The 12,414-nt window shown below is 48.6% G+C and carries 11 protein-coding genes; 4 read left to right on the plus strand and 7 right to left on the minus strand.

What is annotated here, in order from left to right; translation table 11 throughout:
• The first annotated feature begins 36 nt into the window (after positions 1 to 36).
• Positions 37 to 693 (plus strand): SEC-C metal-binding domain-containing protein, encoded by a 657-nt coding sequence (locus L6J37_RS02665; RefSeq protein WP_237794059.1) that lies wholly within the window; start codon positions 37 to 39, stop codon positions 691 to 693.
• Positions 694 to 726: 33 nt separating this feature from the next.
• Here L6J37_RS02665 and dsbB read toward each other — a convergent pair whose 3' ends face one another.
• Positions 727 to 1,248, minus strand: coding sequence for a disulfide bond formation protein DsbB (gene dsbB / locus L6J37_RS02670; RefSeq protein WP_192015117.1), 522 nt, complete (start codon positions 1,246 to 1,248; stop codon positions 727 to 729).
• Between the two features lie 112 nt (positions 1,249 to 1,360).
• Positions 1,361 to 2,950, minus strand: coding sequence for a Na(+)/H(+) antiporter NhaB (gene nhaB, locus L6J37_RS02675; protein ID WP_192015118.1), 1,590 nt, complete (start codon positions 2,948 to 2,950; stop codon positions 1,361 to 1,363).
• 445 nt (positions 2,951 to 3,395) lie between these two features.
• Here nhaB and fadR point away from each other — a divergent pair, with 445 nt between their 5' ends.
• Positions 3,396 to 4,247 (plus strand): fatty acid metabolism transcriptional regulator FadR, encoded by an 852-nt coding sequence (gene fadR / locus L6J37_RS02680; RefSeq protein WP_192015119.1) that lies wholly within the window; start codon positions 3,396 to 3,398, stop codon positions 4,245 to 4,247.
• 71 nt (positions 4,248 to 4,318) lie between these two features.
• Here the strand turns inward: fadR and L6J37_RS02685 are convergent, their stop codons facing one another.
• From L6J37_RS02685 to L6J37_RS02695, 3 genes are all read right to left on the minus strand, one after another.
• Complete coding sequence (locus tag L6J37_RS02685) at positions 4,319 to 5,851, minus strand: SpoVR family protein (protein ID WP_237794061.1); 1,533 nt, start codon at positions 5,849 to 5,851, stop codon at positions 4,319 to 4,321.
• A gap of 97 nt (positions 5,852 to 5,948) precedes the next feature.
• Positions 5,949 to 7,220: a YeaH/YhbH family protein gene (locus tag L6J37_RS02690; RefSeq protein WP_192015121.1), complete on the minus strand. Its 1,272-nt coding sequence runs from the start codon at positions 7,218 to 7,220 to the stop codon at positions 5,949 to 5,951.
• A gap of 30 nt (positions 7,221 to 7,250) precedes the next feature.
• Complete coding sequence (locus L6J37_RS02695) at positions 7,251 to 9,185, minus strand: PrkA family serine protein kinase (protein WP_192015122.1); 1,935 nt, start codon at positions 9,183 to 9,185, stop codon at positions 7,251 to 7,253.
• Between the two features lie 362 nt (positions 9,186 to 9,547).
• Between L6J37_RS02695 and L6J37_RS21290 the strand changes: the two genes are divergently transcribed.
• Positions 9,548 to 9,682 (plus strand): hypothetical protein, encoded by a 135-nt coding sequence (locus L6J37_RS21290; protein ID WP_269093339.1) that lies wholly within the window; start codon positions 9,548 to 9,550, stop codon positions 9,680 to 9,682.
• A 53-nt stretch (positions 9,683 to 9,735) separates the two neighbouring features.
• Positions 9,736 to 10,116, plus strand: coding sequence for a VOC family protein (locus L6J37_RS02700; RefSeq protein WP_027252827.1), 381 nt, complete (start codon positions 9,736 to 9,738; stop codon positions 10,114 to 10,116).
• Between the two features lie 68 nt (positions 10,117 to 10,184).
• Here the strand turns inward: L6J37_RS02700 and L6J37_RS02705 are convergent, their stop codons facing one another.
• Together L6J37_RS02705 and gap are read right to left on the minus strand one after the other, a co-directional pair.
• The gene (locus L6J37_RS02705; RefSeq protein WP_237794062.1) at positions 10,185 to 11,057 is read right to left on the minus strand and encodes a D-hexose-6-phosphate mutarotase; all 873 of its coding nucleotides are present in this window, start codon (positions 11,055 to 11,057) and stop codon (positions 10,185 to 10,187) included.
• Between the two features lie 121 nt (positions 11,058 to 11,178).
• Positions 11,179 to 12,174 (minus strand): type I glyceraldehyde-3-phosphate dehydrogenase, encoded by a 996-nt coding sequence (gene gap, locus L6J37_RS02710; RefSeq protein ID WP_027252825.1) that lies wholly within the window; start codon positions 12,172 to 12,174, stop codon positions 11,179 to 11,181.
• Positions 12,175 to 12,414 lie beyond the last annotated feature (240 nt).

Consider the following 12,414-nt stretch of genomic DNA (forward strand, 5'->3'; position numbering starts at 1 on the left):
GTTATACTCGCCGGTAACAACAAACAGGAAAACACCATGACCACATTGATCACGCTCTCTGATGACTGGGCAGGCATGCCGCCGGCCTTTATTGAAGGCGCTTTACTTGCTGCAAATGCAAGCCCTGCTGCAATGGAGCCTGATAACTGGCTGCCCGCGCTGGTTAACGGTGGCCTGGCAGAAGATGAGCCAGTGACCATCAGTCAGCAAGACAGAGCCAGCATACTGGCCCATTTTGAGCACCAATACCTGGCCATAAAATCCGGCGAGTACAGTCTTCCCTTGGATATGAAGTGGCAGGAAGCGCAGGGGGTATCAGAGGCCATGGGGCATTTTGCCGAAGGCTTTCTGGCCGTTTGGCCGTATGTGGCAGTGCACTGGGAAAATAAAACCATTTCCGATGGCACCGGCAGAATGCTGTCGGCCTTGTTGACGACCTGTATGCTAATTCTTGATGAGGCTGGTACGCTGACTCAAATGGCAGATGACGGCGTCGACGGTATGCCAGAACCCAGTGCATTGTATGCCAATCTGCCTTTTATGATTTCAGAGGTGGTAATGGCTGCTGATGAGTTACAGCAAGGGGGAAGCTCTGCGCAGTCAATCAACCCATATAAAGGGGTTGGCCGCAACGACTCTTGTCCGTGCGGCAGCGGGAAAAAGTTTAAGCAGTGTTGTGGCCGAAAGCAGTGACGGAACACAGGAGGCATAGTGCCTCCTGTGTTGTCAATATCGGCTTGAGGTTGATTTAACAAACTGAGCTAGCACGATGACAGCCCAGACAATCAGGTTAGCCGCGAAAATGATGACCAGCCATTGCGGCATGGATTGTCCCAGAAATTGCCATACCACTTTACTGCAATCACCGTAAGCTTCGAATAACCAGGGTGCCCATTGATTCAGTGGTGCCCAGGCAGGCAGTTTTACGAACAGATCACAGGTAGCAAATGGGGAGGGGTTAAACTGATAGCCGACATGTTCTTGTGCCAGAGACAGACCACGCCAGGCGCTGTATCCCCATAGCGCCAGTCCGGACCAGCGAACAACACTCACCTCAGGCGCGATCAGGCCAACCAGAGCTGCAATACCAATCCCAAACATCGCAATGCGCTCATAGATACACATGACGCAGGGCGCCAGATTCATCGCGTGCTGGAAAAACAGGGCGCAGCCTTCGAAGAAGACGGCGAAAACTAACAACAGTAGCCACGACAGACGGCGTTGGCTGAAGGTTTTTAACATCTGCATGAAATTCTCTCGGTCAGATATAGCGAAGGGGCTGTAAACGCAAAAGTCGACAACCCCTTGTTACTCAGTGTTTTGCTTAAGCTATGACAACCTAGAGAACCAGAAATTCCCGTTAGTGTCCAGTTACCGGTGCCAATTGTGGAATGGCTTCACTGGCGGCGGACAACCAACCGTTTTGATAGAACCACTCCGTCATAGGGAGCAGCGTCAGCTCAATACCTGCGAGACCAACCAGAGACAAGACCAGTGTATATGGTAGTGCCATATAGACCATGCGTCCGTATGACAGTCGGATCAACGGTGCCAATGCCGATGTCAGTGCAAACAGGAACGCAGCCTGACCGTTTGGCGTCGCGACCGATGGCAGGTTGGTGCCTGTGTTGATGGCTACGGCCAGCATGTCGAAGCGTTCGCGGTCAATCATGCCGTCGATCAGCGCTGATTTTACTTCATTGATATAGACAGTACCGACAAAAACGTTATCCGACACCATGGATAACAGCCCGTTGGCAATGTAGAACATCCCCATTTGCGCACTGCCATCCATTTCCAGTACGGCAGTAATAATAGGGCTGAACAGTTTTTGCTCAATGATCACTGCCACGACTGAAAAGAAAACGGCCAGCAGAGCGGTGAATGGAAGAGCTTCTTCAAAGGCTTTACCCAAAGAGTGCTCTTCAATGATACCGGTAAACGCAGTAGCCAGGATGATCACGGTCAGACCAATCAAGCCGACAGCAGCCAAATGCAGGGCCAGACCGGCAATCAGCCAGACGGCTATGATGACTTGAATCCAGAGTTTAGCGATATCCAGATTGGTACGACGCTTACGTTCTTCGTTATCGTAGTCGATCAGAATGTTGCGTACGTTTTCAGGAAGCTTGGCGCCGTAGCCGCACAAACCAAACTTTTCGACCAGAGCACAAGTGATGAGGCCGCAAAAGAAAACCGGCACGGTTACAGGCGCCATACGCAGGAAGAATTCGCCAAACTGCCAGCCCGCCTGATTGGCAATGATCAGGTTTTGCGGTTCACCGACCATGGTCATGACACCACCCAGAGCGGTACCCACACCAGCATGCATCAGCAGGCTACGCAGGAAGGCCCGGTAGTTTTCCAGATCATCGCGGCTCAGTTCTTGAATGGCATGGTCGGAAGTGTGGTCGTGAGACGCATGTGGCTCCTGACCGGAGGCGACTTTATGGTAGATGCTGTAGAAACCTGTGGTCACACTGATCACAACGGCAATCACAGTCAGGGCATCCAAAAATGCCGACAGGAAGGCTGCCATGACACAGAAAGACAGTGACAGCAGAATTTTTGAGCGGATGCCTATCAATATCTTGGTGAAAATGAACAGCAGCAGCTGCTTCATAAAGTAAATACCCGCCACCATGAAGATAAGCAGCAGCAAGACTTCAATATTGGCGACCAGTTCATGTTTGACCAGTTCAGGTGTCGTCATGCCGATGGCGACAGCCTCAATGGCCAGCAGACCACCAGGCTGGAGCGGGTAGCATTTCAGTGCCATTGCCAGAGTGAAGATAAACTCAACAACCAGTAGCCAGCCAGCGACAAAAGGGTCGATGAAGAAAAAAACGATGGGGTTGATCACCAAGAAGGCAATGATCGTGAGTTTATACCAGTCGGGCGCTTTACCCAGAAAGTTCTTAATAAACGCGTTCCCTAGCGTGATAGCCATTTTTTTGATCTCTGTGTTATTTATGGGCGTTAACAAAACAGCAGGCGTACCTCAGCCCTGGCCCAGAATGTTTCCGAGTCATTGAAAGCCCTGATATTTTGATGACAAATCGCTTCCTTTCCGGGGAATTGTCATTGCTGACTCCCCTTATTTACGGGTCGCAATTTTAACCGATTGTATGAATTGTTTGTTAAGGTGTTAATATTTCGTAACACAAAAATAGAGTGTAAATCCAAACCATGGACTACGACTTAGAGATTGTACCAGAAATGGTTAGAAATAAATCTGCCAGAACAATAAGTTGGGATGAGGGTTTGATTGCAGGATATTGCACCTTTGTTAACTTACTTCAAAACTCCCGGAGGCAAGGTTTCTACTCAGCGATAACTAGTGGTATGATGAGTTTATAAAAGATAAGCAAGAAGCAAGTTTGGAATACTAACTGATGGTTATAAAGGCTGATAGCCCAGCAACATTTGCTGAGAAATACATCATTGAGAGTATCTGGAATAATCATTTTCCGCAGGGTTCAATCTTACCTGCAGAGCGTGAATTATCAGAGCTGATTGGTGTGACACGTACAACTTTACGGGAAGTGCTGCAGCGTTTGGCACGTGATGGATGGCTGACCATTCAACACGGTAAGCCAACCCGGGTAAATAATTATATGGATACTTCAGGACTGAGTATCTTGGATACCCTTATTACACTGGATGGCCAGGATGTTCAGCGCGTTCTGGAAGATTTGCTGGCTGCCCGTACCGATATCAGCACCGTTTACATGCGCTATGCGGTGAAATCTAACAGCGAAAAAGTCAGCCAGTTGCTGGATTATGTTATCCATTCCTGCGAATCTCTACTGGCTGCGAGCAGCTTCGAGTCTTTCGTGGAAAGCTGTGAGGTAAAGCCTGAGCTGCTGCTGGAAGTCAGAAAAATTGTGGATAAATATGGTAAGGAACAGCCGGAGCTGTGTGAGCAGATTTGCCGTGCCCGCGCCTTCAATTATTTTGATTACCGCATGTTTCAGGGAATGGCTACCCACTCAGGTAACATCCTGTATGTTCTGACAATCAACGGTCTGCGTAAGATTTACACCCGAGTGGGTGGGTATTACTTCATGAACCGTGAAGCGTGTGAGCTGGCGTTGGCATATTATCGTGATCTGAAGTCATATTGTGATAATCATCAGTCAGAGCTGGTAGCAGATCGTATTCGAAAATACGGTCGCGACAGCGGAGCTATCTGGTACAGTCACCGTATCGAAATTGCACGCTATCTGCACGAAGAAGAGCAGTAATCTGCTGCTTATCACCGTGTGAATGAAAAAGAGAGGCGTAATGCCTCTCTTTTTTTGCGCAAGATTTTAATTCAGAGCTCTGAAGAGTAACTGCTGCTTCTGTTAGGGCAGGTCGACAGAATATGACATCTGCCATCACTCAGCTCTTCTTCGAGAATGACATCAAATCCCCACAGACGGTGAAGGTGTTTCAGCACCTCGTTATAGCTGTCTGACAAAGGTATCCGGTTATGCGGCACGTACCTTAGTGTGAGCGACCTGTCGCCACGTAATGCCACGTTCCATACTTGTAAGTTCGGTTCGTTGTTACTCAGATTGTACTGTGACGACAGTTTTTCCCGAATAGCTCTGTACCCTTCTTCATTGTGAATAGCATTGACTTCCACATAGTTGTTTCTGTCATCGTCATCAACGGCAAAGAATTTAAAATCACGGATCAGTTTGGGTGATAAAAACTGGCTGATGAAACTCTCGTCCTTAAAGTTCTCCATTGCAAAATGCACAGTATCCAGCCAGTCTTTACCGGCAAAGTCAGGAAACCAGTACTTATCTTCCTCGGTGGGATGTTCACAGATCCGGCGTATGTCCTGGAACATGGCAAACCCGAGGGCATAGGGGTTGATGCCGCTATAGTACGGACTGTTGTAGGTTGGCTGCGCAACTACATTGGTGTGGCTGTGCAGGAACTCAAGCATAAAGCGATCAGTTACCAGCCCTTCATCATAGAGGTGGTTCAGAATGGTGTAGTGCCAGAACGTCGCCCAGCCTTCATTCATGACCTGGGTCTGTTTCTGAGGATAAAAATATTGGCTGATCTTGCGCACAATCCGCACGATTTCTCTCTGCCAGGGCTCAAGAAGCGGGGCATGTTTTTCAATGAAGTACAGAATGTTCTCCTGTGGATCAGCAGGAAAACGGATTTCTTCATTATGGAGATCCTTTTCCGCTTGCGCCGGAATAGTGCGCCACAGAGCATTTACTTGCGTTTGCAGGTAGTCTTCCCGTGCTTTCTGACGGGCGGTTTCTTCAACCAGCGAGATTTTTTGCGGGCGCTTGTAACGATCAACGCCGTAGTTCATCAGTGCATGACAGGAGTCGAGCAGTTTTTCAACCTCCACATCACCGTATTTTTCCTCACATTCAGAGATATATTTCTTAGCAAACAGCAGGTAATCAATAATTGAGCTGGCATCCGTCCAGGTTTTGAACAGGTAGTTGCCTTTAAAGAATGAATTATGGCCATAGCTGGCATGGGCCATGACCAGGGCCTGCATGGTGATAGTATTCTCTTCCATCAGGTAGGCGATACAGGGATCTGAGTTGATCACTATTTCATACGCCAGCCCCATCTGACCATGCTTGTAACCACGCTCCGTTTCAATAAAGCGCTTTCCGAATGACCAGTGATTGTAGTTAATCGGCATGCCGATGCTGGAATAGGCATCCATCATTTGTTCGGCAGTAATGATCTCGATCTGGTTAGGGTAGGCGTCTAACCGGTAATGGTTGGCCACCCGCTTGATTTCCATGTGGTATTGATCAAGCAGTTCAAATGTCCAGTCCGGACCATCACTGAGTGCCTTTTGTTTGATCTCTGTTTCCATAACCCACTCCCCTGATGCGCGTCGGCCAATAATCAGCGCTGTCCCTTAAGTGTAGATTGCAGATGGGCGAGTTTTTAAGTCGCCCCGCACCTTAGGATTAATGGACTTGTTTTTTGAACAGTTCTCGGAATACCGGGAAGATGTCTTCTACGCTGCGAATGTTCTGCATGGCAAAATTTTCATGATTGCCTAACAGGGACTCATATTCACGCCACAGCGTCTGATGAGCCCGACGGGTGATTTCAATGTATGAGTAATAACGCGAAACCGGCAGAATATGCTTGTCGAGCAACTCACGGCAGCCAGGGGAATCATCCGCCCAGTTGTCGCCATCTGAAGCCTGCGCGGCATAGATGTTCCATTCTGAAGGGGAGTACCGCTTCTTAATGATTTCATCCATCAGCCGCAATGCGCTGGATACTATGGTGCCCCCGGTTTCCTGGGAATAGAAAAACTCGTGTTCGTCTACTTCTTTAGCCTGTGTATGGTGGCGGATAAAAACCACCTCCACATTTTTGTAGGTTCGTGTCAGGAACAGGTAAAGCAGGATATAGAAGCGTTTCGCCATATCCTTGGTCGCCTGATCCATGGAACCTGATACGTCCATCAGACAGAACATCACTGCCTGACTACTGGGCATGGGGCGACGTTCGTAGTTTTTGTATCTCAGGTCAAAGGTATCGATAAATGGCACTTTGCTAATGCGATCACGCAGTGTCTGTATTTCTTCTTTCACACGTTGTTCATCAAACGGCTGTGCCGGTTCTGTGCTTTGTAATCTGTCGAGTTCAAGTTCCAGCTCTCGTAACTGGCGACGTTTTGCTGCCGTCATTGCGGTACGACGGGCAAGTGAATTCCGCAGGGATCTGACAATAGCAATATTGGCCGGTACCCCGGTAGATTTAAACCCTGAGCGGAAGGTTTTCCACTCAACAAGTTTGTTGAACTGATTTTTCTTCAGATTAGGGAGTTCGAGATCTTCAAACAACAGATCCAGATACTCGTCTTTAGAGATTTGAAAGACAAAGTCATCCTGTCCCTCGCCATCAGGGCTGGCCTGACCTTCGCCGGCCCCACCGGAACCGGCTCCCCCCTGGGGCCGCTCAATGCGGTCACCAGGGCTGAACTGATCGTTACCAGGGTGGACGATTTCTCGCTGCCCACCTCGTCCCTGATGGAACGAGGGTTCACGTATGTCGCGGGAAGGGATAGTAATGCTCTCTCCGCTTTCCACGTCAGTGATGGAGCGTTTATTGACGGCATCAGCAATAGAATCTTTGATCTGTTGCTTGTGCCGGCGTAAAAAACGCTGCCGGTTCACTGTGCTCTTATTTTTGCCGTTGAGCCTGCGGTCGATAAAGTGCGCCATAAGCTCTCCCCCTTGATCATCATCCATCAATTACGATGATTTACGTACGCGCAGATACCATTCAGACAACAGACGTACTTGCTTGCGGGTATAGCCTTTTTCCATCATACGGGCGACAAAATCGTCGTGCTTCTTCTGCTCCTCCGTAGAGGTTTTGGCATTGAACGAGATGACAGGCAGCAACTCTTCGGTATTTGAGAACATTTTCTTCTCAATAACCGTGCGCAGTTTCTCGTAGCTGGTCCAGTTCGGATTCTTACCGGCATTGCTGGCACGTGCACGCAATACAAAGTTGACGATCTCGTTACGGAAGTCTTTCGGATTACTGATACCGGCAGGCTTCTCGATTTTTTCAAGCTCGTTGTTCAATGCAGCGCGGTCGAACAGCTGTCCTGTTTCCGGATCGCGGTATTCCTGATCCTGAATCCAGAAGTCCGCATAACTGACATAACGGTCGAAAATGTTCTGGCCGTACTCAGAATAGGACTCCAGATAAGCGGTCTGAATTTCCTTGCCGATGAATTCGACATATTTGGGAATCAGGTAGCCTTTCAGGTGCTCCAGGTATTTCTCGGCATTTTCCTGCGGGAACTGTTCACGCTCAATCTGTTGTTCCAGAACATAGAACAGGTGAACCGGGTTCGCGGCGACTTCAGAGTGATCGAAGTTGAACACCCGAGACAGGATTTTGAACGCGAAGCGGGTCGACAGACCAGCCATGCCTTCATCCACACCGGCGTAATCGCGGTATTCCTGATAAGACTTGGCTTTTGGATCCGTGTCTTTGAGGGTTTCACCGTCATACACCCGCATTTTTGAGTACATGCTTGAGTTCTCCGGCTCTTTCAGGCGCGACAGCACTGAGAAGCGGGCCAGGATATCCAGCGTACTCGGAGAACATGGCGAGTTAGCCAGTTCACTGTTCATCAGTAGTTTTTCGTAAATCTTGATTTCTTCCGACACACGCAGACAATAAGGCACTTTCACTATGTAAACACGATCGAGAAACGCCTCATTATTTTTGTTGTTCCGGAATGTCTGCCATTCTGATTCGTTGGAGTGAGCCAGAATAATGCCATCGAAAGGCAGGGCGGACAGACCTTCTGTACCGTTATAGTTACCTTCCTGGGTGGCGGTCAGCAGTGGGTGCAGCACTTTCAGCGGTGCTTTGAACATCTCCACGAATTCCATCATGCCCTGATTGGCTTTACACAGCGCACCTGAGTAGCTGTAGGCATCCGGGTCATCCTGGGCAAAATGCTCAAGCTGACGGATATCCACTTTACCGACCAAAGATGAAATATCCTGATTGTTCTCATCACCAGGCTCTGTTTTCGCGATACCTACCTGATGCAGAATGGATGGACGCACTTTCACCACTTTGAATTTGGTGATATCACCACCGAATTCTTTCAAGCGTTTCGCTGCCCATGGCGACATAATGTTATTCAGATAGCGATGAGGGATGCCAAATTCTTTGTTCAGAATTTCGCCGTCTTCAAGCGGGTCGAACAGGCAGAATGGGTGGTCATTTACCGGACTGCGTTCACCGTTAGCAGTCAGCACATAAATGGGCACTTTTTGCATCAGACTTTTTAACTTTTCAGCCAGTGAGGATTTACCGCCACCTACCGGACCCAGCAGATAGAGGATTTGTTTACGTTCTTCCAGGCCCTGAGCGGCATGTTTCAGGTAAGAAACAATTTGTTCAATGGCCTCTTCCATACCATAGAAGTCTTCAAACGTTGGATAGCGTGACATGACGCGGTTGGAAAATATCCGGCTCAGACGTGGGTCTTTCGCGGTATCTACCATTTCCGGTTCACCAATGGCCATCAGAAGACGTTCTGCGGCGTTTACGTAAGCACTGCGATCGTTACGGCAAATCTCAAGGAATTCTTGCAATGAAAGCTCTTCATCCTTGGCTTCTTCATAGCGATGACGATAGTGGTCAAAAATACTCATGGTATGCCCCCTGAATCGTTCTTCAATCATTTAGAAAGGACGAAATCAATAATCTTTCACATCCCTCATAACTAAGACTAGACCTAACTAATTAATTTGCTTTAGTGAGTGGTTGGTTTTGCTGAAAAATTTAGCTGACACATCAGACTATAGTGGGCAAAAAACAACCTACCATAGAGGAACTATCCTCCTATCAACAGGGATCTGCAAGCCATCTTGTTCAAAAAAACGCCACTTTACCTGGGCCGAGATCCAGCCTGAAGTCGCATTATTTCAGGAAAGTGAGTTGAAGCGGGCAAACGGTAGGAACTGGTGCGAAATCTGGTTTCGGCTGTGCGGGTTGGCGTTAAATGATGCGGGTAATGGGAAAGTCAGCGGAAGATGGTTTTTTAGGGGGAGGCACCGAAGGCAGCCAGCTATCTGCGATGTCTCAGCATTGGGAAACCGGCTCAGAGGCGGAGTATGCCATCAAACTGCTTGCTTATTTTTTGAGCTAAATCAACAGCTCTGATTTAAGCTAGAAAAGTGTAGCTTGAGGGGGAGGAGATACATGCCGATTTCGCGGGTTGATACTGTGTCGATTCCTGTATCGGACCAAAGCCAGGCTCTTTTATTTTACCGGGATGCACTGGGATTTGAGTTGATCAGGGATCACAAGGCAGATAGCCATAAACGTTGGATACAGCTGGCACCTAAGGGCGCAGAGACGACCATTAGTCTGGTTATGCCATTTGGGGGAATGCGGGCAGGTTCTGTTCAGGGGTTGGTGGTGCATACTGATGATATTACCTCGACATACGATGAGCTCACCAACCGGGGGGTCAGTCTGTCAGAAATTGTGACCTTAATGGGAGGGCGTTTCGCGACTTTCAATGATCCGGATGGTAACGGCTGGGTGCTGATTGAAGCGGATATTACCATGCAGGCCTGAGATCAGAGGTTGAAGTCAGGGGTTGAAGTCAGGGGTAAAGCAGGCTCAGGTTTTCCTGAGCCTGGCAGTTACTCGACGCAGATTTCTGTACTGAGATTGTGCGATTGCCCGGGTTCCAGCACAATACCCTGACCCGCCAGTGCTGATTCCACACACAGCAGAGTGGTGTAACCATCCGGTGTCATGTCAGCCATGCCTGCTGCACCGGACTGCCATGGGTTCCAGACCACGGCGCTGTCATGGCCATGGTTATGCATGCGAAGACGGCGAAACAGGGCAGGATCTTCCAGATAAATCGTGTCCTCAGCCCGACTGTAAACTCTGTCTACGGCGTCATCGAATTGTAAAACACCATTGGTCGGAAGCCGTTGCTGATCGGCCAGACCGTCGAGGTATTCATTACCCAATCCGGACAATTTCGTTTGCATTATGTCTCCAACGGCCAGATAGGTATGAAGCGCGCCGGACATAAGCCACGGACGTTGGTCGGTATTGGTGCTGGTCAGTTGGACTTTGAGGGTTTTATCGAACTCAAAGTGGAGCCGGTTGTGGAAGCGGTAGGGCCATATAGCCCGGGACTTGGGGGAGTCATGCAGCGTGAGCGTGACAGTGACATGGCTTTGCTGATCGTTGAAACTTTCCAGCTCCCACACACTGGAACGCGCAAAACCGTGCGATGGACTGGCCACTTTACCGAACCATGGCCAGCAAACTGGCATGCCGCCACGAAGAGCTGACTTACCCGAGAAGTCGGCGGCTTCACTCATCCAGATCAGATCTTCGTGTCCCTGAGGCTGGAAACTTAAGAGATGACCACCAAATAATGAGATAGCTGCCTGGCATTCAGGGTGAAGAATTCGAATGATATCCACACCATCAAGACGGCACAGGCTGATATGTTCTGAAAGCACTGTTGAAGTCGGGAGTTGACGTAAGTCCATAGTGATTCCTTTAAAAGCCAATGAAGGTTGCGGGCGACACTTCTGCCCGTCGAGACTCTATCCGGGATGACAGATAGCAAAAAGGCGGCCATCAGCCGCCTTTTCAATCATCGTCTAAGTATTACTTAGAGATGTGAGCAACCAGATCCAGTACTTTATTAGAGTAACCGATCTCGTTGTCATACCAGGAAACAACCTTAACGAAAGTATCGGTCAGAGCGATACCTGCGTCAGCGTCGAATACAGAAGTACGTACTTCACCGATGAAATCCTGAGAAACAACGGCATCTTCTGTGTAACCCAGTACGCCAGACATCTCAGCTTCAGAAGCACGCTTCATTTCAGCTTTAATTTCTTCGTATGTAGCAGGTTTTTCCAGGTTTACAGTCAGGTCAACAACAGAAACGTCTGCTGTTGGAACGCGGAATGCCATACCAGTCAGTTTGCCGTTCAGCTCAGGAATGACTTTACCTACAGCTTTAGCCGCACCAGTTGAAGATGGGATGATGTTCTGAGAAGCACCACGGCCACCGCGCCAGTCTTTCGCAGAAGGACCGTCAACAGTTTTCTGAGTAGCAGTTGTTGCGTGAACAGTCGTCATCAGACCGTCTTTGATGCCCCACTTGTCGTTCAGAACCTTAGCGATAGGTGCCAGACAGTTAGTAGTACAAGACGCGTTAGAAACGATTTCCTGACCCTGGTAAGTTTCGTGGTTCACACCCATTACGAACATAGGAGTGTCGTCTTTAGACGGACCAGTCAGAACCACTTTCTTTGCACCCGCTTCGATGTGCTTACGTGCAGTCTCGTCAGTCAGGAAGATACCCGTTGCTTCTGCAACAACATCAACACCGATTGCACCCCAGTTCAGGCTTGCTGGATCGCGTTCGGCGGTAACACGTACAGTCTTGCCGTTAACGATCAGGTTACCGTCTTTAACTTCAACTGTGCCTTTGAAACGGCCGTGAGTTGAATCGTACTTCAGCATGTAAGCCATGTACTCGACGTCGATCAGGTCGTTGATACCGACAACTTCAATATCATCACGTTCTACAGAAGCACGGAAAACGAAACGACCGATGCGGCCAAAACCGTTAATACCTACTTTGATAGTCATTATGTTGCTCCACAACTTAATTTCTAATGAAAGATAACTGGTAGTAAAATTACATAATCTAACGCTGGTCTGCAAGCAAAAACAGACCTCAAATTGTCTTTAATCAAAAAAGTTTCGGATTTTTATTACAATCCTGGCCGAAAGATGAATAGTTCACCTATAAATGCTGGCAAAGTAATCAACGATGTAGCTCAGTTTTAATTCAGTACCCGAAATACAGGGGAATATGCTTAAATGCAC

This window comes from Photobacterium sp. WH77, assembly GCF_022014395.1.
GTDB classification, from domain to species: domain Bacteria; phylum Pseudomonadota; class Gammaproteobacteria; order Enterobacterales; family Vibrionaceae; genus Photobacterium; species Photobacterium arenosum.